The sequence below is a fragment of the Pseudoalteromonas sp. MT33b genome (assembly GCF_014117385.1).
Classification (GTDB): domain Bacteria; phylum Pseudomonadota; class Gammaproteobacteria; order Enterobacterales; family Alteromonadaceae; genus Pseudoalteromonas; species Pseudoalteromonas lipolytica.
This window is the reverse complement of the sequence record NZ_CP059832.1, coordinates 268,558-292,811: the sequence shown is the minus strand read 5'-3', so window position 1 is coordinate 292,811 and position 24,254 is coordinate 268,558. Positions and strand designations below refer to the sequence as shown.

Here is a 24,254-nt window from a genome sequence, read left to right as displayed (position 1 = left end):
ATGTAGCTAGGTAGGTTTAAAGTGCTTTCCATACATCCACAACGCCTGGCTCTTCTCCTTGAGTCCACCACTTCGCTTCGTATTTTGTACCTTGGTGAACGACTTGGTCGCCCCCGTTGTAGATACCAGCAGCTTGCCAAACCACATCACCATTACCGTCTGTTGGTTTTGAGCTTGCTTCCCACGGGCCACCTAAATCAGGACGGTTTCCTTGTGTCCACCATTTTGCAGTATATTCAACACCGTTATAGATTACCGTGTCACCGCCCACATAAATGGCGGCTTCATCCCATGTTGTATCGCCACCCGGTGGGTTTGTTGTGCCAGAGTCAGTCACTGTCACGTTGAAGCTTACCGATGTCGTAGCTTGTGTGTCAGATACCTCTACCGTTACAACATAGCTTGTATCGGCATCAACGCTGCCCGCTTGCAAACTAATATTTGCACCTGAACCCACCAATGTTAAGCCCGCAGGCACTGTCCAGTTATAGCTAAGTGCATCATTATCTGCATCCGTAGCAGACACTGATACCGCAACGCTTGCATCTTCAGCAACGGTTTTATCTGAAATTGCAGCCACGACAGGCGCTGAATTGCCGCCCGTACTTGGCGCCACAACATTCACTGTTACATTACGGCTCACCACAGCTTTACCGTCGGTGACCGATACCGTTGCTAGGTATTGCGCATCACTTGTCACTGATGGCGCAGCAATAACCAGTGTATTTGAGTTTTCACCCGTTACAGACAGCGCGGCGTCTGCTGTCCAGCTGTAAGTCAGTGCATCGTTATCGGCATCGGTTGCTGATGCGACAACTGAAACAGACTCACCGGCGTTTACAGTTACGGTGCTTGATACTGACAGCACAGGCGCTCTGTTGCTAGGCTCTGTAACCGCACCACCTAAACCTTCGTGCATCGCATTCAGGATATCACCATTATCGGCATCGATTTCCCATGCAAATAATCCCCCTAAGTCATGTTGATTAACATAGTTACCCTTCGCAATAACTGAGGCAGGGCTGTCATACGTAATCAGTTTACCTGTAGAGCGATTCCAGACATATGCGCCTTTTGCTTGCTCATCGTAGCCCACTTCAAAGCCATTAATACCGGTGCCTGCTGCGCCGATCATATGTGCTTTTATGCCTTTATAATCAATAACACCGTCTTCCCAGACGCCTTGCGCAGTGCTGCCTTTTAAAGGACCCGACCCTGTTGCAGTCATAGGGTTACCATCAATAGTCGTGCCTGCTGGGTAAACCCCTTCCCAACCACGACCATACATCGCTGTGCCCACAACAATTTTCTTCGATGGAACATTTTGCGCAAGTAATAGCTGCACTGCGTTATCGGTGGTGTAAGCAGGTCCTTTGTATGGTACGCCTTGGGCGTCAACACCTGTGCCATCACATTGGCCAGGGCGGAAATGCGATGAACAGTACAGGGCGGTTTGATGGCCTGTTACTCCACTCCACGCGCCGTAAAAATCGTACGTCATAGCAAAAATGTAATCCATATATTGGCTTGCTGCTTGGTAATCAACATCTTCAATTTTGTCGTAGCCTGCACCAATCGCTGATGTTAGCTCATATTGACGACCAGTCTCGGCTTCAAGCTCATCAAGCATAGCTCGCAGCTCTTGCATTAATGCCACATAAGCAGGGCCATCTGCAATTGGGTCACCTAGCGCCGGATTAGCACCGTCGCCACCAGGGAATTCCCAGTCAATATCGACACCATCATAGAATTTCCATGTTTTTAAGAACTCTTTCATTGATGCGACAAACGTGTCGCGGTTTGCTTTATTAGTAAAATATGCGAATGGGTCAGATAACGTCCAACCGCCCACAGATGGCAATATTTTTAAATCAGGGTAGCGTTGTTTTAGCGCCATTAATTGTGAGTAAGTACCACGGATTGGATCGTCTGCACTCACACCCGGAAGGGCTTTTTGAATCGCCGCCCACGGATCATGAATAACGACTTCAAAATCTTCTGAGCCCGCACACGCAGTATTTAGCGCGTTTTTAGGGCCTCCAGTCAGTGAATCATTCGGACCACAAATTGGAATGAAACCATATAAAATGTGACTTAAGTTTTGTGCAGGAATATTTGTGACATCGTAGTCACGCCCATAAATACCCCATTCAACGAAATAAGCCCCTGTTACCAACCCTTCTTTTGTACCAATGTCTTTATTATTGGGATCGTAATCCATGGGTAATGGGGCTAAGTGCGCACCGTCGGTGTCGGCAATAACAATGGGTTTGCCTTCACTGCGCGCGCACGTTGTGCCACCTTCACAAAGCTCAACATACAAAGTGTGGCGACCCGCTTTATCATAAGGGAAACTAATTACTCCGCTTTTAGTGCCCGCAGCCAAAGGGCCTTCGTTTACCAGCATATTGTCAAAATACACTTTGTAGCTATCGCCACCATCACCGCTCCATGCATTCCACTCAATGTTAATCGTTACTTGATCAACACGTTTAACGAGGCTTTTATACGAGCCCGTTCCTTCAAGGTTTACTTCAACAAACGAGTACTCTTGCGGTTCCCAAATAATGGTCGGTGTCGATGGTGCAGCATTTGCTGCACTGGCACATAATGCAACACCAATGGCTGCGCTTAATTGTTTTATATTCATGATTCTCTCTTATCTATTTTTATTTAGCTGTTTGCTGTTATTGATAAAGTTTGAACTACAAAACTTTAGATTTTTGCCCATACTTGGCTGGTACTCGGTGTATCGCCCTGAGTCCACCACTGCGCACGATAGCGCTGTCCTTGATAGGTCACCTCGTCACCGCCTTGGTAGGCTTTGCCGATGTTCCATTCGCTCGATGCCGAACCTGATTCAAGCTGCCATGCATCACTGCTGTCGGGTTGTGCGCCTTGGTTCCACCATTTCGCACTGTAGATCCCGCCGTTAAAGCTCACTTTATCGCCGGTGTTATATTGCGCGCTGTTATCCCACGCAGGCGCATCGGGGTTTGGCTCAACCACACTGCTATTTAGTACCGTGACCGTAAAGCTGGCTTCGCTGGTAAGCATGCTGTCAGATACTGAGGCCGTGACAGTAAAAGAGGTATCTGCATCGACTTCTGGTGCTATTAACGTGATGTCGGCACCCGCCCCTGTAAAGCGAAGAGGAGCCGGTACATTCCAGCGGTATGTTAATGCGGTTTGCTGATCGTCAAAGGCATGTAAGTGCACATCTGCCGTGCTATTTTCATTCAGGGTGATATCTTCAGGTTGATGGATAATAGGGGCAGTATTTTCAGGTGCGGCTTTTACGCTCAGTGCAAAACTGTAGTTGGCGTTTGTTGCAAACACCTGATTGGTTAATATATCGCTGGCATTAAAAGCGATTGTGCCACCAGCATCTTGCACACCAATGCGTAGTAAATGGCTGTAATTCAGATTAAGCAGCTGAGCAAACTCTGCTTGCCAATTAGCCTGATTATCGCTGGTGACTTGCATTTGTTGCGTAAACAGCTCTTGCCCCGTTTCATCAAACAAACGCGCAGACACACTGTCACCCACTTCGGCATTTTGACCTTGGCGCACAAAATACGTCAGTGCAGACCATTCACTCGGATCCGTCGGTGCAGTGTCTGTGACAATGGTAATATCGCTACAATTATAAAAGCCCTCGCCACCTGCATCATCACGCTGCCAGCGAGTATATAAAATAGCGTCGCCACTGCGCTCAGCAGGAATAGACACGCTCATTTCATAGTAACGGTCGTTATTATCACCAATCACAAAATCAAGATTGCCGTATTCCTCAACCAGCTCTAAATCGTCCCACGTGAGAACGTCTGTGGCGCTATCAAATCCAGGCTTTGTCAGGTAAAACTGCCAAAAACTTGGGTTATGAGGCGTACTTGCTAAAAAACGCACTAAAATATCGCCATTCGCGTTGGGCACCACCTCGGTACGTTGCCAATGAGCCGAAGGTAAATCCATGCCTCGTTTTTCACTGTCGCCTGCCGCACATAAACGGCCATCGGGCACACTGTCTTTTACCGCTGCTAGGTTGGTGTAATCAATCGTGTTCGCTGAATATTCAATATCTTGCACAAACTGCACATGCCCTGCCTCTGCAAATGCTGCACGGCAAGCAAGGTTAGGAATAGCGCTACCATCAGCGGGCCACCAATAACCGCCGTCTGCCTGACAAAATGCTTGGCGAGCTTTAGGGCTTTCTAAAAATCCGTGGGCATTCACATGGCTTGATGCACAGGCAAGCAGCATGCTGGTTGCCACTGCCGATAAAGACAATGCCTTTGATTTAGTTGTTTTCATTGTTGTATTCTCGCTGTAGAAATGCGGAGCACATTGCGTGCCCCGCTTTGTTGAGTTAAAGCGTGCAGCTCACAGTCCAATCAGCTGATGTGCCTGGCTCTGTGCTTGTCCACCACTTAGCTTCGTAAATCACATTGTTGTGATTCATCAGATCACCGCCAACGGCATGGCTTGGGTTACCAGCCCAGTCTGTTTGCGGCCAATTTGGATAGACCGCAATGCTGGCGACATCGACACCGTCACACGTTGCATCGTTACCCCCTGTGTCACCGCCATTATCACCACCATTGTCACCGCCTGGATTTGTGGTGCCCGGCACGGCATCAGGCAACATTGGGTACTCATATTTAAATGCGTAGGTTTTGCCCTCTTTTTCAATAGTGAAATTAGTTGGGCCAGTAATAGGCATGTAATACATGACTTGTGCATCAACGGTGTCACCGGTGTTAAAGGCTTTTTCAATTCCACCCCACTCATTTACAAGAGTGATTGAAAAGCGATGGAATTCATTCTCATAACCACCAATATTGTTGCCCGCAGCATTCGAGCCATTTGCCTCAACCGCCATACCGAGCTTTTCTTGCGCATTCCAGTTCGACTTGAAAATGGCTGATGTCGATACCGGCACATCAAAGCTAATTTTCGCGCCGCTTAAATCAATATTTGAGTTATTAGTAAATGAGAAAGTCGGTGAAATTGGGTAGTTATCATCACCAATCGGGAAGTCTTTAACCGTAAAGCTCACATCTACAGCTTCGCTGGGCACGGTAAAATCAACATTGCCTTGATGTGTGTCGTATGCCACACCGCTTTGATTAAACTTATCGTAAGCCAGCGTCGTTAAACTTGACCCCATAAAGTACTCGCCTTTTGCCGAGTCGTAATCAAAGTCACCCGCCAGTTCCCAAAACATGATGCCACCCAAGCCATTGTTGATAACGTAATCAACTTTGGTTGCCATCGACTGTTCATCTTCAATTGATAAGAACACCTTTTTATCTGCGTTCCATAACCAAGGCGCCACGGCAACATCATCGTAATAACGTGTATAAGTGCCTGTTAAAACATCATCTGTGTCGGTATCTGGCGTTAAGCCGTAGATTTCAAGGTAAGACGGATTAATCCCGTTTTCTAAGTTTTTCGCATGCCATAAAGGATTAGAACCTGCAGGCATTTCTTCACCTACATCGTTCTTGTCATGCCACAGGTTATCAATGCCTAGCGCACCATTGCCGCATAGGTTTTTCTCACCGACTCCAGTGCCTTTTGCACAGTTAGATTGATCAGGTAACGCAGCTTGTCCCCACAGGCCATGTGTGCCACCCGACACATCTTTAAAGCCACGCGTGTAATAAGGAATACCAATATTGATGCGACCCGCAGACACCGCGCCACGGAAATAACGTACAGCCCAATCGGTATTTAAGTAACCAATGCCTTCGAACTCAGCTGTTGTATACACGCCCCATTGTGCAAGCTCTGAATCAAGGCCAGTGTCATACAATGCTGCGTTGTGACCTACGTGTGAGTTCCATGCGCCATGTAAGTCGTACGACATAATGTTCACGTAATCTAGGTACTTCACGCTTTGGAAAGTTTCCATACCACGCAGTAAGTAACCCGAAGACGGTGATGCAATCGTGAGTAGGTAATGCTTACCGGCTTTTTCACCCGCAATATCAAGCTCTTCACGCAATTTTTGCATCAGCACACGATACGAGGCATTTAAGCCTGCTCGACGCGCATTCGAAATAGCAAAATCATCAGGATGGCCCGAATCATTCATCGACGATGGGTATTCATAGTCAATATCAACCCCATCAAAACCATACGTTTCAATGAATTCAACGGCGCTTTTCGCAAACGCATCAATACCAGCTTGGTTTACCGAGCCATCGGCATTCGTTGTCATTGTGTAAAAACCACCGCTGTTTACGCGCGTGTCATCTGCACCAAAATAACCACCGGTTTCGGCCCAGCCACCCACAGAGATTAATGTTTTTACATCTGGATGCTGTTTTTTAAATTTATTCAGTAGATTAAAGTGACCTGTGTAGCTAAAGCTAGGATCCATTTCGGCCCCTGTTACCCCCGGCCAAGTCATATTTGTTGCGGGGTTGCCCGCAGCATTCGGATCGCCTATCGACACCTTGTTATTGGCATCAACGTGCGCAAAGGCATAGTTAATATGGGTAATTTTGTCCCACGGAATATCATTCACTAAATAACTCGGTTGACCATTTGCACCATTGCGCCAGCTAGTGAAATAACCAATCACACGACGCGGATGATCAGCGCCCATTTTTTCACGGCCATTGCTGTCATAAACTGTACAATACGGTGTATTCACACCCGGTGTTTGGTATAAACCGTGGGGCTTACAATCAGCACCTGGCGGCGTCGCTTCAACCACATTCACAACGTGAGTGGCAGTGCCAGTTGCGCCTTCATTGTCTGTCACGGTTAACGTAAAGGTAAATTGACCCAGTGCCGGTGCTTGCCATGTATAGCTTGATGACGCGCTACTTGCCTGATAAACAGCGCTGTCATTTTCTGCCAAACTAAGCCCAGTCACCTGACCATCGCTATCACTGCCCGAAAGTGCAAATACAATATCTGTACCCACGGTAACTTGACTCGCCACAGTGCTAAATTCAATGCTTGCTGTCGGCGCTTGATTACCCGGTTCGACAGCATCAGACACACTCACCGAATGTGCCACCGCTGTTGATGTAAGCCCTAACTCATCCGTTGCAACCGCACTTATTACATGACTTCCCACGGTTGCCTGCCAACTTGTTGAATATGGCGCACTGCTTGTAACAGCCACCGATGTTCCATCAACAAAAAATTCAACACTCGCAACTGTGCCATCAGTATCAATGGCGTCAGCCTCTATGACAACGCTGTCACCAGTAGTAAACAAAGAACCCTCAGCAGGGTTTAAGCTTGTTACTTGTGGTGCTTGGTTTTCACTGACAGCGCTGTCACAAGCGCCCAATAAACGCCACTCTTGATCAACACCCGATGTCTCCACGGGGTTAGTCTGTGTCCACCATTTAGCTTCATAGGCACTGTCTTGTGCTTGCACCTGATCGCCACCGACATGTGTTTGGCCTTGCTGCCATACTTCTAAGTTACTGCAATCAATTGCAGCCTGTGCTGTAAAGCCAAATACACTGAGTGACAGCGCACTTAGTTTAAAGGCATTTTTTATTAATTGATGTGAGCTCATTCGCTCCCTCCGCCCAAGGTTGTTATAACAATTATTTTACATTTCCAACCTAAAAGTAACATAAAAAATAATCAGGTCAACCTCTAATTTACCCAATAAAGGTAAATGCATTCTTATTTTTACTGAAAAATACCGTTAATCTCTGTCAAAACTGATAAAAATTATTGAGCTACGACTAAAACTTGCTCGATTCTACAGCGTAAAAATGAACACAAAATTAACAAGTTTTTAACCTTGAAGCGTACGGCTTACAAGGCATTTAGAATTTGGCGAGGGAAAATAGCGGTAAATAGCGTTAATAAAAAATGTATCTTTTTTGGGTATATAGCGAATAAATTAGTTTTATTGTAAAAACATATATAAAAATTGTGTAAAAAGTAAACGCGGTGACTTTTTTAGAAGATGTTTGAGATAAAAAAAGCAAACAGCGGGTGTTTGCTTTTATAAAAAACCCTATTTGATCACAACTCAATTAAGCAGCGATTAAATAGGACTCTCGTCCTGCATGTTTTGCCTTACGCTGATATGCACCTTTGCCTTTTTTAGCTTTTTCAACTTTAGCCTGAAACAGCTTAGAGGTAACCAATGCAGCATAGGCATTGTCGTTAATTACGCCTCGGCCAATATCAACTTGGCTTTGGTTTTTTTGTTTCTTTTTGCTCATTTTTTACTCCTCATGAATGTGTCGCGATTGTATACCGTTAATACTGCTACGCAAGTAGTTTTATTAAAAATATGGCTCTTTTTTCACCCTTATTTTGTCGTAATTTAAATCAATTGCTGCCATGCATTTTTGCCATTTTTATGGTTAAGCGTGTTTTTTATTTGCATTCACATACCAACAGCTGGCAATACTGATTAAAACAACCATAGTTATTAAAAAATAATGACTAAGAATCAAAAAGAACAACAGGATCATAATGACTGACTTACTGTTAATAGCCTATATTTTCCTCATTGCAGGCATTATTGCCGTGCCAATAGCCACCAAGCTGGGACTCGGGTCTGTACTGGGTTACCTACTGGCTGGTATTGCCATTTCTCCTTTGCTAACCACCTTAAATGTGGATGTGATTGCCATTCAGCATTTTGCCGAATTTGGTGTGGTGATGATGCTGTTTATTGTTGGTCTTGAGCTTGAACCTAAAACACTGTGGTCAATGCGCAAACAGCTAATAGGTCTTGGCGGAGGGCAAGTTTTATTAACCAGTGCAGCATTTACTGCACTGGCTATGATGTTGGATCACCCGTGGCAAACAGCTCTCACTATTGGCTTAATTTTATCGCTTTCTTCCACGGCGATTGTGCTGCAAACCCTGTCAGAGCGTGGGTTATTAAAATCAGACGGCGGCCAAGCATCATTTAGCGTGTTACTCACGCAAGATATTGCGGTTATTCCCATGCTCGCATTTATTCCATTATTAGCCCTACCAGAGCTGGCAACAGGAATAACAAGCACCAGCAATAACAGTCATACAGGGCTTAGCCTCGTAGCAGGGCTTGAAAGCTGGCAAGCAGCCTTAGTTACATTAGGTATGATTGCGCTTGTGGTGTTTGGCGGAAGCCACCTCACAGCCCCACTTTTTAGGTTTGTAGCACAAGCACGGCTTCGTGAACTCTTTACCGCCACGGCGCTATTTTTTGTTATTGGCATAGCATTGATGATGTCGTTAGTGGGCCTTTCACCCGCATTGGGCACATTTTTAGCAGGCGTGGTGCTTGCAAACTCCCCCTATAAGCACGAGCTCGAAAGTAATATCGATCCTTTCAAAGGATTACTGTTAGGGCTCTTTTTTATCACGGTTGGCGCCAGTATTAATTTTCAGTTATTAACTGATAACCTCGCGACCATTGTGCTTTTAACGGCGATACTGATCCTTACTAAAACAGCGGCGTTATTAATACTTGGGCGACTGTTTGGCTTAAAAGGAGCCGCCCTATGGTTACTGGCGCTAGGGCTTGCTCAAGCCGGTGAGTTTGGGTTTGTGCTATTAAGCTACAGCGTGGGCAATCATGTGCTTCCATCGGCTTTAGCCGACCAACTGTTATTGGTTGTCACACTCTCTATGTTGTTATCACCGGTATTATACATTGTGTATCAACGTTTCATTGCCCCTCGTTATATTGGCGAGCAAGCTCACCGAGAAGAAACCTTTCCTGAAGATAGCCACGTCATCATTGCTGGCTCTGGTCGTGTTGGAGGGGTTGTCGATTTAATCTTAAAAGCGGGCGGCTTTAACACCACCGTAATTGATTACAATTACAAACAGCTTGATCGATTAGAGCGTGTCGGGATCCGCAATTTTTTTGGTGATGCAACAAGACCCGACTTACTCAGCGCCGCCGGAATAGACAATGCAAAATTACTGGTTGTTACACTCGATGATGCCGAGCAAATAACCAAACTGGTTCGCTATGCAATGCAAAACTATCCGCACCTTCATGTTGTTGCGCGTGCTGTAGACCGCCATCATGTTTATGACTTGTGGGCATACGGGTGTCGCGACATTATAAGAGAAACCTACGACAGCTCCCTTCGCATGGGTCGCAGCGCATTTGAAGCACTCGGCATTGAGCAACAAAAAGCACAAGAGCTGGTTAATATCTTCAGCGAATTTGACAAAGAAATGCTGCGCTTAGCCGCAGACGCCTACGAAATAGGTGTGCCATTTGAAGAAAACCACGCGTATATCGACTGCATTAGTAAACTACTCAACGAAAAAGAGCCTGAAATTAAACAGCGAATGCGCGACATATGCGAACGGGCTGCTAGTAGTTCAAAGCAATAAAGGCTTACACGTAATAGCGACTTTATGCGGTATAACTCAAAGTGAATTAAACCGCTGCTATACGCTTTGCTTTACCCCAGCTGCGTTTTATAAATGCAGGGCGCTATACGTATACCATTGTGCTTAATTAAGTATTATTGCCGATAGGTATTCACCTTCGCAAAGACAAAAAAATAGCGCCTTTCGGCGCTATTTAAACTTCATTTCAATATAGGAATTAAAAGCTAAAACTAAGTTTTGCATAGTAGGTCATGCCATCAAAGCCATAAGGCAAGGCACGTACAGGGTACTTAAACGCTTGGTTAGTGATAAAATCAAGTGCTTCATCTTCGCCTAACTCATCAGGGGTTACGTCGAAGATATTATCAATACCTGCCGACAGCATAAGCTCATCAGTTAACTGATAACCCACGTTAATATCAACTAAAACCGCAGACTCTACCGTACTGGTATCTTTAAATTCGCCTGTAGGTGAAAGCTCATCTGGTAAGCCTATGTGGTCATTACCAAAGTACTTAACGTCTGTTTCGCCATAATAATTAAAGCGCAACATACTGTTAAAGTCGCCACGATCATATTCAAACGTAAGCGTTGCACGCTCACCAGGTTGACCATCTGTTAAAAAGCTACGCTGCAAATCATCCAGTGCAATCGACTCAGGGATCCCCTCTGGGGCATTAACATTATCAATTTCGGTGTCGTTAATGTTACCAGCAAACGTTGCTGAGAAATTACCGTCGTACAAATCAGTACGGTACGAGGCAATAATATCAACCCCTTTCGTGGTTGAGTCTACCGAGTTTGAAAAGTAGTTCGCTTGCTGTGCGCCAGTGGCGTTCAATGCAGCCACAGCCGCAGGGCTAAAGGCAACATCATCCGCAGACATTAAGCTGCCAAGCGTAATGCGGTCTTTAATTTCAACATGATAAAAATCAACGGTTAACGACAGTTCACTGCTCACGTTATAAACAAAACCTGCGCTTAGGTTCTCTGAGCTTTCAAGGCCAAGATTATCAACGCCCAGTGCTGAAGGAAAATCAGATCCTGCCGTTGCAGTAAATGACTGCAATAATACCCCACCCGCACCTAAGTTAGTGGTGTAAGCCGTGTAAGCACTTTGCTGTAATGAAGGCGCTCTGAAACCCGATGAGATTGCACCACGCACTGCAAAATCATCAGAGATTTCATAGCGTGTCGCTAATTTACCAATGATGTCGTCACCTGCATCAGAGAAATCTTCATAGCGCAGTGCCGTACTCACTTGCCATGCATCTGTCAGCAAGGTTTCAGCATTGACATAAAATGCATAGCTGTCGCGGCTTTCTTTGTTTGATGCCTCAGGACGAAGGCCGTTATAAGCCTGAAAACCACATTCAGCAAATACGCTGTCATCGTTTACCGCTGGGTAAGAAGTGTCTGTATTAGCAAGGCCGCACGCATAGGATGCTTCTTCGCCTGGGACAATTTGATAGTTTTCTTTGCGGTACTCAGCCCCCACCGACACATACACAGGCTCACTGCGGCCAATATTAACAACGCCGTTTAAATCGGCATTAACGGTGGCTTGATCAAATCTAAATCCGCCCGAATACCCGCCTCGTGGGCCCGCATTAGCAGCAATATCTGCATCACTCGCACTTGGGTTATTAGCTACATATTCAGCAGCATAAGAAGCATTTAAGGTATTTTTTGAGGTGAAATCATAGCTATTTTCACCGTACACAGCAGACACATCATAACCCCAGTCAGGGTTTAGCTCGCCACGCAGACCCACTGCAAATGAAATATCTTCGGCTTCGTTGTCTATACGAGGTAAAAAGCCATCGCTGTATACTTGCACCACATTCTTTGCGGCCTGATTATAGTTACGGTAAAAACCATTCCCTAATGCTGTTCGGTTTGAATAGCCACCAAATGAGTAAAGTTCTGTGTCACCCAGCGGGAGTGCCATATTATAAAAAAGTGACGTAAACTCACTGTCAGCATTACCTTGCCCCCAGCGGACATCGTCAGATAATGTGCCAGCAGGGACATCTAACGACCCACCCGTATCACGCTCGGCTCTATTAGTGCCATCAGCATTACGGTATTCAGCCGAAAAATTAATAAACCCCCCTTCGTCGCCTAAATCAAAACCACGATTTAAACCAATCGAAATCGTATCGCCGTCGCCTTCGCCCGTACTACCTGCTTGCACATAGCCCGTTGTCACACCGGTAGAATCGTTAAGTGATAAGTTAATCACCCCTGCAATTGCATCAGAGCCATATTGCGCCGCTGCGCCATCACGCAATACTTCAACCCCTTTTAATGCGCTAAGCGGAATAGCGTTCATGTCGGTTCCCGCTGCACCCGCGCCCACTGTGCCGTTTAGGCCAAAAATAGACTGATTATGACGACGTTTACCATTAATAAGCACCAACGTTTGATCTGGCTGTAAACCGCGCAGAGTCGCGGGTCTAAATAAATCAGACCCATCTGACACTTGCGTACGAGAAAAGTTAAAAGACGGTGCGGTCGCTTGTAAACTTTGGCCAAGTTCAGTGAAGCCCCCTTTATTCAGAGTATCAGCATCAATTAAATCAATAGGAGAGCTTGATTCGGTTGCAGTGCGGTTTGCTACTCGCGATCCCAAAACTGAAATTTGTTCAATATTTTTATCAGCTTGAACGTCTGTTGCTTGCTCAGCAGCCTGCAATGAAGTCGCCGACACAGCGACGCTGACGGCAATAGCCAGCATACTAAAAGAATGTGTTGTCATGTGAATCCTGTTGATATTCTGGCTTTTCCAAAGCTAAAAAATAAAGCGCCTCACAGGGAGAAACAAAGGAAAAGCATTAAGCACGTGTTATAGATTTATAAAATCTTAATTTTGAAAGCTAACTCAAGCCTGCGAGTTAACCTTTATAAAACATCCTATCAACAAAAAAATGAAAAGAAAGAAAAATTAGCTACGACTTAGGTATAATTATACCTATTTGTACTATTAAGTGATTAAAGAAAGGGGGTTTGACTATTTAATAAGCAGAAATAAGCAAGAAAATGCAACTACACACTTATCTCTGCTATTAACAGGGGGAGGTTATTCTTGCTCTATCATCGCGAGTTTTTCATCTTCAAGCATCAGCGCCATCGTTGCAATCTCAGACAAGCTTTCATCTAACGCAGTAAAAAAGGTCGCAAAACCTTCTCCTAACTTATCAGGCTCGGGGTGATTTGCAAGCGCCTGATCCCACATTGCTAAGGTTGTGAGTAAATCAAGCGTTGCTTCAAAATTATCAATAAACAGCTGACCATCACCTGCGTTGTCATTCTGTTCATCGGCTTTCAACAAAAATTGTAAATCACTATGCCAGATATCTTGGTTAACAATATAGGCTGCAATGTAGCCAATGCAAAAATCTTGCAATGCTTGGCTTGGCTCGTTGGCTTTCACTTCATCTGGGTATAAATGTACGAGTAATTTTTTTTGCTCAACTTGTGCTTCCGTTACATTATCAAGCAGCTCAATCATCGCATCACGAGGGGCTGACTCAGTCATTAACGTGTTAAACACCGTTTCGTCGCCGTCGGCTATGTAATTAGCCAATTCAGACTCGCCAAAAAACTCAGAACACGCTAACAAGCCACTCATAAAACCGATTACTTGGTCTAAACTAACCTGCTGTGTTTCGCTTTGACTTGCGAGATAATTTTTAAATACATCTGCACTTTCTTTATTAAGCATATTGAGCCTTTATATTTTGCCTTTGTTAGGGTGTATTCCTACACTAGCGAAACCACATTTTTTTGCAACAACTTAGATATTGTCAACAACTTGCCTTACATGACTGAGGATCGGAAACACACAGCTAATACGCGTTCCCATACCTTGTGTACTTTGAATATCAATCCGGCCTTGATGCTCATGCACAATAGCGTATGCCATGGTCATGCCCATACCGGTTCCCTCGCCTACAGGTTTAGTGGTGTAAAAGGGATCATAAATTTTAGCCATTGTTTGCTCCGACATTCCCTCGCCATTGTCTTCAATATCAATGTAAATATGATGCTCAATCTCATACACCGACACCGTAATCTGTGCCTCTGAGCGATTACTGTCACATGCTTGCTTGGCATTTATTAAAATATTAACGACAACTTGGCTTATCGCAGGCAAATTACACCAGCTAATCGAAATAGGACTGTAGTGGGTGTGTAAGTGGTAATCGTTTAACTGATTTGCTAACAGTTTTACGGCACTTTTCACCGCGTCAGTCATATCGGCAAATTGCTTTTCGTGCCCTTTAGGCCGCGAAAAATCGAGCAAATTTGCAACTATTTTACGGATCCGTTGTAAGCCTTGGGCAGTGTCGCTAATTAGCTCGGGCAAGTCGTTGGCTACATAATTAAATTCATGTTTTTTATTCAGTTGCGTCAATTGCTCAGAAAAAACATCTCTTTCAATGTGTCGCTTGGCAAACTTGTCACATGCACTAAGCAACTCACTAAAAAAATCACAGTAATCTTTTAAACAGTCAACATTACTAATACTGTAAGCCAGTGGATTATTAATTTCATGCGCAACACCCGCGCAAAGCGTGCCAAGTGTTGCCATTTTCTCGGCCTGAATAAACATCGCCTGATGATGCTCTAAATCAGCAATTTTTTGTTCAAGTTCACTGTTTAATGCAACCAACAGCCGGCTTTTATCTGCTAACAATTGCTCCGCTTGTTCACGCGCCGCTTTTTCTAGTAAATAGGCTTGTTTAAAATCACCCATTTTAGCCTCAAACTTAGCTCATCTCTTATAAAACCTAGCACAAGCCCTAATTTAAGGCTATGTTATTGATTAAAGATGATTCAAAGCAATGTGGTATGGCAAAACAACTTAATAAAGAACATATTCAGGTTTTATGCATTGATGACGATGAAATTGTTTTACGCACCTTAGTTAGGTTGTTAACGGCAAATAATCTTTCGGTTAAAACCAGCCTTTCGCCCATTGAAGCACTAAAACTTTTAGACAGTTTCACCTTTGATGTGATCATTTGTGACATGCGCATGCCCGGTATGGATGGCGCAGACTTTTTTGCACAAGCAATCAACATTGCCCCCGATACACAGCGTATTTTATTAACCGGCTATTCCGATATCGACAATACCATTGCCGCTGTAAATAAAGGAAAAATTCACGCTTATATTCAAAAACCTTGGCAAAATGAGCTGTTGTTACGCAACATTCATGACGGTATCGAAAAAACCTCTTTAAAACGTAAAAATAAGCAACTTGAGCAAAAAATTAAAGCCCAAAACAGCCAACTAAAAGAGCTCAATAATAACCTTGAGCAGATGGTTGAAAAACGCACCCAACAAATACGTAAAGTGCTTAAACAGCTTGAAGAAGCAAACGAACGTGAAAAACACGAACACCGCACAACTTTCGAGATTTTATATAATTTTATCAACGCCAACCCATACCTAGATGGTATTCAAGCGCAAAATATAGCGAACACCTGCAAGCAAATTGCGCAGGCACTTGGGTTAGATAAAAAACACATAGAAATGGCCGAAATGGCAGGCTATTTAGCGCAAATTGGCTTATTGGCAATGGAGCCAGCCCTGTATAAAAAGCCCACGCGTGAATTAAACGAAAATCAAAAAAAGCTTTTTTATACGCACCCAAGCACGGCGCAACTTATGTTAATGCCCGCAACCCATTTACACGATGTATCCGAAGCCATTTATTACCAATTTGAGCAATACAATGGCAATGGTATTCCAAAAGGATTAAAAGGCGCCGATATCCCGATAACCGCCATGATTTTGGCTATTTCTCGCGATTTTTGGCAAGCCGTGGCTCAAGTCAGTTCGCTGGGAAACAGCAAGTTCGAAAATGCACTGGGGCAATTACAACTTTACAGTGGCACCTACTACCATCCTAAATTGCTCGAGATTTTAAGCGGATTAAAAATTAGCTGCGCCAGTAACCAAGTCGTTGGCAGCATGAAAATCATTAATGCAAACGAGTTAAAAAACGGCATGGTGCTTGGGCATGCCCTGAGAAACTACGACGGAATTTTGCTCTTACCTAAAGGGCATGTATTTGGCCCTAAATCGATAAGTAAGTTACAGCAGCTCGAAGCGAAAAAACCGAATCCTTTCAGGATCATGATCAAAAATTAACGAATAAAGTGATCACTTATTATCGCTACTTCGTTACAATGTGATTTATATTACTTTTACTTCTAAAGGAGCGATCAGTGTCGCGATTTTCCGCTATAACAGATAAGCCTCATGATGGCCGATTTAATAAAAAAACCGGTATCTTATTGACCAACTTAGGCAGCCCTGATGCCCCAACCACAGCGGCACTCAGAACCTACTTACGCGAATTTTTATCTGATCCACGCATTGTCGAAATCCCGCGCTTCATTTGGATGATCATCCTGTATTGCTTTGTACTCACGCTTCGCCCAAAGCGCTCTGCTGCACTTTATAAAAGTATATGGACAGAAAACGGCTCGCCATTAACGCATATCACACGCCAACAAAGCGAAAAACTCGCCGCAATTTTAAAAGAGAAAGGCCATCAAGATACCGACGTTGTTATGGCAATGCGTTATGGTAATCCATCGATTGAAGCGGGGCTTGAAGCACTGCGCGAAAAAGGCATTACCCGCGTTATTGTGCTGCCGCTTTATCCGCAATACTCAAGTACAACGATTGGTTCAACGTTTGATGCTGTGTCGAACGTATTACGAAAATGGCGCTGGGTACCCGAGCTTCACTTTATAAGCGGCTACCACGACCACCCTATTTACATTGATGCGTTAGCAGCCAGTATCAGCGAAGATTTAAATGCCCATGGCACACCACAAAAACTGGTATTTTCGTATCATGGTATGCCAAAACTATTTTTAGAAAATGGCGACCCTTACTACTGTTTTTGTATGCAAACCACGCGTTTAGTGTCAGAAAAGCTAGGCTTAGACAAAGACTTAGCGGTGACCACGTTCCAAAGCCGTTTTGGTAAAGCAGAATGGTTAAAACCATACACCGATGCCACGCTTGAGAGTTACCCCGCACAAGGCATTAAAGATATTGCCATAATTAGCCCTGCGTTTAGCGCCGATTGCTTAGAAACATTAGAAGAGATAGAAGGCGAAAATCGCGAAATATTCGAGCATGCAGGCGGTGAAAAATACCGTTATATTCCTGCACTTAATACGCGCGACGACCACATTAACGCCATGTACGAAGTTATTAAGCCTTTGCTTAAGTAATTGTAGTTAGGCCCTAGTTACTAGGGCCTAATTGATACTCACACGCTGCCTTGTGTCTCAACCACCAAAATACGCGCTTCACCTTTTGGGTGAGCCACATGCTCAGTGCCAACACTGGCATAAAAGATATCTCCGGCATTTAACAGCTCAGCGCATACTTCACCCTGTTGCTTATAAAGCATCTCAACCTGACCACTTAACACCACAAACACTTCTTCACCATCGTTGGTGTGCCACTTGTAAGGCTCATTCGTCCAGTGCAAACGGGTTGTAATGCCGTTCATTGTGGCGATATCTAATGCGCCCCATGCACGGTCGGCAGTAAATTCATGACTTCGTATTACTTTCATTTGTTACTTTCACCTTTAATACTAATTTGCTTAATTAAGTGATCTATTTTGGGCAATATAAGCTCGTTGATAACTGGGCAAACATGTCGTTATTGAGGTGTTCTCGGCAATTACTCCCGCATTGCTCTGCCTCCAGCCTCCTGCATCCATGCAGTCGTAAATCAGACATTTTTAACGCAGCCTGCGACAGGTTTAATCCCTCAAAATGATCAAGCATCATTGCGGATTAGTTTAAATAGCCCCTAATCTTTGCGTGTCATCACTAAGGTTATTACCCCTGCAACAATCCCCCAAAATGCCGAACCAACCGTGAACAAGGTCAGGTTTGAAGCCGTCACTAAAAATGTCACTATGGCTGCCTCGGTATAGTAAGCCTCTGTTAACGCTTGCTGTAAACTACTGGCAATCGTGGCAAACAAGGCTATACCCGCTAATGCTAAAATAAGTGCTTGCGGTAAACTGGCGACTAAACCAACTAATGTCGCAGCCAGTAACGCCATAATGATATAAAACACACCACCAGCAATACTTGCCCAATAACGCTTATCGGGATTTTTATCGGCTTCGGGGCTCATACAAATTGCCGCAGTGATCGCCGCAAGGTTAATCGAATACCCACCAAATGGCGCGATAAACACATTTAAAAGCCCCGTAACATTTAAAGCAGCCGAGACCGGAGCCTTATAATGATGTGCTTTTAACACAGCGATGCCCGGTAAGTTTTGCGATGTCATCGTCACAATAAACAGCGGTAAGCCCACACTGACCATGGCATTTAAATCAAACTCTGGCGCAATAAATGTAAACTCGCTTAATTTCCATTGCCAACTACTTGTATCAATTTGTCCGGTCATTGCTGCCATTAAAAAGCCAACCACAACAACGGCTAACATCGCAAAACGGGGGAAATAACGTTTACCACATAAATAAACAGCCACCATCACGCCAATCACTAAGGGCAATTCGTTCATAAAATTGAACACATCAATGCCAAAATTCACCAAGACACCCGCCAACATAGCACAGGCCAATTGACTGGGAATTTTGTTCATCATTTTTTCGAAAATACCGGTGATACCGCATAAAAACACCAACACCGCCGAAAACATAAACGCCCCAACAGCTTGGTTTAAGGTGTAGCCTTGCGCGCTTGAAATAAGTAATGCAGCGCCCGTGGTCGACCACGCAACCAAAATGGGCACTTTATAGTAATACGACAATGCAATAGAGCTTACTCCCATCGCAAGCCCCAGCATTAATACCCAACTGGCCACTAAATCAGGGGTACCGCCTAGCACCATCACTAATTGATATATCAATGCAATTGAGCTGGTAAAGCCAATAATCACCGCCACTAAGCCCGCGGTTGCTCGACTGATCAGTTGACTCATAAAGGGGAGACTCCTTGCAAAACATGCAGATAAAAACCTACCTTATCGCAAGAAGCACACGTTGACACTGTACACTTTTGTAGTATTTGAAGAGTAATTTACTATACAGAAGGCCACCTAGTCGCGGTGGCCGTATTTGTGCATCTTTCGGTTAAGTAATCACTAAGCGGCAGTTTGATCAACCACTTCTTCGTTTACTTCTTTCGCTACGGGCTTGTCAAAAATACCTAAGCGGATACGAATAAAGTGCAAAATTTCTTTTGCGACATCAATGCCCAATGCACCTTCTAGGCCTTCAAAGCCAGGGCTTGAGTTTGCTTCACATATTTTAAAATGCTGCTCGTCAAATAATAAATCAATGCCCGCTACATCGAGCTTTAAAACGTTGGCCGTTTGTGTTGCAAGCCACTCAATTTCAGGGGTAATTGGGAATGACTTACCTGTACCACCCGCACTGACATTTGCTTTAAAGTTTTTACCCTGCGAGTTGCGTTCCATACATGCAACGGCACGTCCACCGATAGTAAGTACACGCAAATCACGACCGTGGCTCGACTTAACAAACTGCTGCAAAATAATGTTTGCTTGTGGGTTTGCAGCCTCGATTAACTGCATAAGATCATCAAACTCTTCTTTCGACTTTGATAAAAAGACACCACTGCCCTGCGACCCCGATAACGTTTTGATCACCACCGGGAAACCAATTTGTTTTTCAACTAAATCAATATTTACCGGAAACTTTACGAGCATTGTATTAGGGGTTGGTAAATTACACTCAGCTAAAATTTGCTGTGCAAATAACTTGTCTTTCACCGTTTCGATTGACTGCGAGCTATTCACGCAATACACACCTAAACGCTCAAGGTGGCGAATAATAGCCAAAGCAAAATACGTTGTGCTCGCGCCCATACGTGGAATAACAAAATCAGGTAGTGCAACTGATTGACCATCAATCAAAATGCTTTTGCCATCTTCGCGGGTAATGGTTAAATCAAATTGATCAGGCGAAAAAACTTGTAAATCAATGCCCTCTTCTTTGGCAGCTGCAAGTAAACGCTCAACTTCATAGGTTTCTTGCTTTAACAAGCCCGAACTGTCTTTATAAATGATCCACCCACGCATGGTTAGTACCTCTAGTCTTGGGGTTTAAGTGACAAAAAAACGCGGATTATGCGCAGCATTGCAGCCCGAGTAAAACAAATAAATTTTATCGTCACGATTACCAAAAGCAGCATTGATAGAACAACTATTGACCATTAAGTTAATTTAAGGTAAAAACTTACATTAAGTTAACATTAAAACCCGTAAGAGAAACATGTGAACAGGACGCTTGCATTAATCTTCATTCTTCCAATCAGTGCATTTGCGCTTAACGAATGGCATATTCAAAGCGATGGCTTTATCTCTACGCCAAGCGCTGAAAAGCCTGTTATTGCATACAAATCAGATGAGCAATTTATTGCACCTCAGCCTATTGTTAACTTAACCGCGCCCCTTAATCAGCTTTCAAACAAAGCGCACGACTACTTATACAAACAAAGGCGCTTACCTAAAACGCTGAGCGATACCGCATTTAGTGAATTTGATATTGAAACACTAAAAACCTTAAAAACCGGTGATCAGTATATTTTGAAGGTAGACGAATACCTAAGCTACACCGTCGAAATTACCGACATTATTGAAGCCAGCAACGGTGATCGCAGTGTGTTTGGTAAGCTAAATGATCACGCACAAAACGACCATCAAGCCGTTATGACCCTGACAGAAAATACCTTACACGGGCAGTTTAATGCGGGTAACGAAAACTACCAATTTGAAAGTTATGGCAAGTATGGCTGGGTAACCAAGCTGTAAGTGACAAGATTCAAGCAACAAAGGGCGAGTTTGTAGCCGCGGTTTTACATCGCACTACACGCTCGCTCTTTGCTTTTAAGCCGCGTATTACTTGTTTAACACTGGCCATAAAGTCGCGCCATCGCTGTCGATAGGGCTTAAAATTTTCAGGCCTAATATATTTGCAATAAGCGGATACACATCTAAGTTACTCACTTCATCAAGTTGCATACCGTTTTTAAACGCAGGGCCGGTGGCAATAAATGTGGCGGCCATATCATCGGTGTATGCGTAACCATGGGTGCCTAAATAAGGCGCCATTTTGCTGTCGGTGAATACGCGCGGTGCAGTCGTTTGTAAAATAATATCCCCCACACGCGGGCCTTTATCGTAATGATAATCACGCTTTTGTTGATCATTTAAAACGATGTATCGGCCATCTGCCGCCTGAGCAAGCTTTTTGCTAAACCCCGCAATATCGGCTTGGCTATCTGGTTTGGCGTAATAAAGCACGCGCGGACCGGTGTTTTTAACAATGAAGTTATCATCCTCTGGTAGCTGACTAATTTTGATGCTCTGTTGGGGATCAACTGTCGACATGCCATGATCAGAAACAATCACCAAATTAATATTCTCATCAAGCGCTTTTAAGCGTGTGTGCAAGTCTGCCATTAAGGCATCTAAGGTTTGTACTGCATCAAAGGTTTGCTTTGCATCAGGGCCATACTCATGCCCCATACTGTCTACCAACGAAAAGTAACTCACCACCAAACGTGGGCGCTTTTCTTTTGGTAAGCTTAACCATTGAATAATTTGATCAACACGTTTTTGGTAATCACTGTGCTTAGAATAGTGATAAAAGTAATCTGGCAACATGCCGTTAAAGCGCGCATCAGACTCTGGCCAAAAATAGGTTGCCGCTTTAACCCCCTGCATTTGTGCAAGGTTCCAAAGCGGAATACCATTTAGCCAAGTGCTGTCGTCTTTGCCTTTGCCCATGCTGTAACACTCATTGCGCTGTGTATCGCAAAAACGGTTATCAACAATACCGTGGTTTACTGGCAACAACCCCGTAATAATCGACACGTGATTAGGAAAAGTTTTAGTTGGATAAACAGGGCGCATTTTGGTTGCCCTTACACCCTGTTCACTGATTGCTTTTAACGCAGATGCACGGTGTTTTTCAATGTAATCCCAGCGAAACCCATCAATCGAAATAAGCACAACAGACTGCTCACTATCGGCTTTTACCGTTCCACTTATGATTAACAAACCTGCTAAAAGTAACTGAAAAATACGCATACAAAACCCTTGTTAGTTTAATTTTTTGATTCGTTCGAGTATGTTACCGTACTCTTTTGAAAATTTTGTGATCGTGCTTTCAAGCTTTTTCACACTGCGTTTTAAACGTGTACCATTTGCTAAGCTATACATAAATCCCCACAGCCCAGTAACCACACTCAACACAATAAATACCACAACAGGAAAGCCATCTAAATGCTCCACGACTTGCGGGTATTGATCAAGTAACTCAATGCCTGCGTCTGGCACAAGCGCATTCACCAGTGGATAAAAATCTTGCGGGTCTAAATACCAAGCCAAGCCAATTGATGTAAGGCCTAGCATTACCATACGGTTAAAACCATGCACCATACCAAAGCGTTTAACTGATGAGTAATCATATTTAATATCTTTACTCACATTCACCGCATACTCACGGAAGTACTTTGAATAACGCTGTGTTTCTACATCACTGTAGGCATAGTAAACCCAATCACCGACATCGACAGACCCTAATAAGTCTTCACCGGCTTTAAAAATATACGGCTCGCCCGAGGCTGTTTCGAGCATGATCTCACCTTTTAGGGTCGTGCTACGATTACGGTATACCTGAACGCGCTCTGTCACATCGGTGCCAACATAATTACCGCCACGGTAGGTGGTGGTGGTTTCTGTTGTAGTGACTGTTTCACGGGTTTCATTGGCGTGCGCGCTTTGTGCTTTGTCTAATACTTTACCTAGCACGGCTCGGTGACGAATAGTGCCCTTTTCATTACGCGCCCACACGTTTTTATGCACATAGTTTGTTTTGTAGTCTAGGCTGTATTCACCCATTATGGCGTGTTCAAGATCAGCAATAGTGGTTGGTTTAACTAAATGTGATTCAGCCTTTCGCTCTGCACTCACCGTTTGGTTTTCTGTGCTTTGCTCGTCATCTGCCAAAACCGATGCTACCGGCTCAACATGCTGCTTAACACCACAACAATAACAGTGTGCGGCATCTTTACTAATACGCTGCTGACACGAAATACAAATTACATCGGACTTACTCGGCAAGCGAGCAAGCATGTGATACCCCAATTGATTTTGACTGGTTGATAACATGACATCGGTGGCCGCTAAAATCGCATCGTAGTGTGCTTCCTTTTTGGCCTTGGCTTTTTTATGGTATTTATGTTCTGCAATAAATACCCCGATAGCGACAGGCAAGGTTGCTAATAATGCCGGCACAAACTCAAGTTTGGCAGCAAATAGCATCACTAAAAATGTAATAAAGCCCAATACAAGCCATAGCACAGTCCCGCCGGTGTAGGCTCGGTTAATGCTGCTATCCCAACTGCGGTATTGTTGATCAGCAAAGTGCACAATCACAATTGGCATAAAGCGGTTATTCTTCACGACTTTAATCGCGTCGTTGTTTGCTATTCGGTAATTTAGTGTCAAAGGGCTTGGCTGAAATGCAGTGATCACATTGCCCTTTTGTAAATTAGCAATCACCTCTTTTTCAGCATCCACGCTAAACTCGTGAATCTGGCCGTGTTTGTCTTCAACTTCTAACCACCAATAGCCATATAACATATCGTCATTATTGGTTTTATAACGGCGCTTATAGTAGTACATCGATTTAACAACACCGGTAATAGTGCAGGCTTGTGGCGAGTAGTGTTTTACTTCAGCAAGCAAGTCTGGGTTGAGCTCTTCAACCGTGTGCATTTGTCTTTTTTGCTCAAGAGCTTCACCACAATCACAACAGTGAAGATCGGTAGCATACACCGTATTTTGGCAATGTTGCATAG

General features: G+C 44.1%; 16 protein-coding genes. 4 read left to right on the top strand and 12 right to left on the bottom strand.

The annotated features are described in order from the left end of the window. Positions 1 to 16: 16 nt before the first annotated feature. The 4 genes from H3302_RS17340 to H3302_RS17325 all read right to left on the bottom strand — a co-directional run bounded on the left by H3302_RS17340 (position 17) and on the right by H3302_RS17325 (position 8,213). Entirely contained in the window at positions 17 to 2,650 is a 2,634-nt protein-coding gene (locus H3302_RS17340; protein ID WP_065979273.1) for a glycosyl hydrolase family 18 protein, read from the bottom strand. Between the two features lie 65 nt (positions 2,651 to 2,715). Continuing rightward, positions 2,716 to 4,314 (bottom strand): lytic polysaccharide monooxygenase, encoded by a 1,599-nt coding sequence (locus tag H3302_RS17335; protein WP_182396693.1) that lies wholly within the window; start codon positions 4,312 to 4,314, stop codon positions 2,716 to 2,718. Between the two features lie 55 nt (positions 4,315 to 4,369). Beyond that, positions 4,370 to 7,549, bottom strand: coding sequence for a glycosyl hydrolase family 18 protein (locus H3302_RS17330; protein ID WP_182396692.1), 3,180 nt, complete (start codon positions 7,547 to 7,549; stop codon positions 4,370 to 4,372). 472 nt (positions 7,550 to 8,021) lie between these two features. Continuing rightward, on the bottom strand, positions 8,022 to 8,213 hold the full coding sequence (locus H3302_RS17325; RefSeq protein WP_036972476.1) for an alternative ribosome-rescue factor A: 192 nt from the start codon (positions 8,211 to 8,213) through the stop codon (positions 8,022 to 8,024). 256 nt (positions 8,214 to 8,469) lie between these two features. Here H3302_RS17325 and H3302_RS17320 point away from each other — a divergent pair, with 256 nt between their 5' ends. Beyond that, positions 8,470 to 10,338, top strand: coding sequence for a cation:proton antiporter (locus tag H3302_RS17320; RefSeq protein ID WP_182396691.1), 1,869 nt, complete (start codon positions 8,470 to 8,472; stop codon positions 10,336 to 10,338). Positions 10,339 to 10,555: 217 nt separating this feature from the next. Here the strand turns inward: H3302_RS17320 and H3302_RS17315 are convergent, their stop codons facing one another. The 3 genes from H3302_RS17315 to H3302_RS17305 all read right to left on the bottom strand — a co-directional run bounded on the left by H3302_RS17315 (position 10,556) and on the right by H3302_RS17305 (position 15,100). Further along, positions 10,556 to 13,099 carry a TonB-dependent siderophore receptor gene (locus H3302_RS17315; RefSeq protein ID WP_182396690.1) on the bottom strand — a complete coding sequence of 848 codons (2,544 nt, stop codon included), beginning with the start codon at positions 13,097 to 13,099 and terminating at the stop codon, positions 10,556 to 10,558. Positions 13,100 to 13,420: 321 nt separating this feature from the next. After that, positions 13,421 to 14,065: a UPF0149 family protein gene (locus tag H3302_RS17310; protein WP_182396689.1), complete on the bottom strand. Its 645-nt coding sequence runs from the start codon at positions 14,063 to 14,065 to the stop codon at positions 13,421 to 13,423. 72 nt (positions 14,066 to 14,137) lie between these two features. After that, positions 14,138 to 15,100 carry a sensor histidine kinase gene (locus H3302_RS17305; protein WP_075593414.1) on the bottom strand — a complete coding sequence of 321 codons (963 nt, stop codon included), beginning with the start codon at positions 15,098 to 15,100 and terminating at the stop codon, positions 14,138 to 14,140. A gap of 95 nt (positions 15,101 to 15,195) precedes the next feature. On the opposite strand from H3302_RS17305, the gene H3302_RS17300 reads away from it, so the two are divergent. Together H3302_RS17300 and hemH are read left to right on the top strand one after the other, a co-directional pair. Next, a complete protein-coding gene (locus tag H3302_RS17300) occupies positions 15,196 to 16,503 on the top strand; it encodes an HD domain-containing phosphohydrolase (protein WP_074988578.1) in 1,308 nt (435 codons plus the stop codon). Between the two features lie 77 nt (positions 16,504 to 16,580). Then, complete coding sequence (gene hemH / locus H3302_RS17295; RefSeq protein WP_065979269.1) at positions 16,581 to 17,603, top strand: ferrochelatase; 1,023 nt, start codon at positions 16,581 to 16,583, stop codon at positions 17,601 to 17,603. A gap of 38 nt (positions 17,604 to 17,641) precedes the next feature. On the opposite strand, the gene H3302_RS17290 is transcribed toward hemH, so the two are convergent. The 3 genes from H3302_RS17290 to H3302_RS17280 all read right to left on the bottom strand — a co-directional run bounded on the left by H3302_RS17290 (position 17,642) and on the right by H3302_RS17280 (position 20,466). Beyond that, a complete protein-coding gene (locus H3302_RS17290; RefSeq protein WP_036972483.1) occupies positions 17,642 to 17,953 on the bottom strand; it encodes a cupin domain-containing protein in 312 nt (103 codons plus the stop codon). Positions 17,954 to 18,195: 242 nt separating this feature from the next. Further along, complete coding sequence (locus H3302_RS17285) at positions 18,196 to 19,344, bottom strand: benzoate/H(+) symporter BenE family transporter (RefSeq protein ID WP_036972485.1); 1,149 nt, start codon at positions 19,342 to 19,344, stop codon at positions 18,196 to 18,198. Positions 19,345 to 19,506: 162 nt separating this feature from the next. Beyond that, the gene (locus tag H3302_RS17280; protein ID WP_036972486.1) at positions 19,507 to 20,466 is read right to left on the bottom strand and encodes a RimK family alpha-L-glutamate ligase; all 960 of its coding nucleotides are present in this window, start codon (positions 20,464 to 20,466) and stop codon (positions 19,507 to 19,509) included. 195 nt (positions 20,467 to 20,661) lie between these two features. Between H3302_RS17280 and H3302_RS17275 the strand changes: the two genes are divergently transcribed. Next, positions 20,662 to 21,198, top strand: coding sequence for a hypothetical protein (locus H3302_RS17275; protein ID WP_182396688.1), 537 nt, complete (start codon positions 20,662 to 20,664; stop codon positions 21,196 to 21,198). Positions 21,199 to 21,285: 87 nt separating this feature from the next. On the opposite strand, the gene H3302_RS17270 is transcribed toward H3302_RS17275, so the two are convergent. Beyond that, positions 21,286 to 22,479, bottom strand: coding sequence for an alkaline phosphatase family protein (locus tag H3302_RS17270; protein WP_182396687.1), 1,194 nt, complete (start codon positions 22,477 to 22,479; stop codon positions 21,286 to 21,288). A 12-nt stretch (positions 22,480 to 22,491) separates the two neighbouring features. After that, the gene (locus H3302_RS17265; protein ID WP_182396686.1) at positions 22,492 to 24,252 is read right to left on the bottom strand and encodes a hypothetical protein; all 1,761 of its coding nucleotides are present in this window, start codon (positions 24,250 to 24,252) and stop codon (positions 22,492 to 22,494) included. Positions 24,253 to 24,254: the final 2 nt, after the last annotated feature.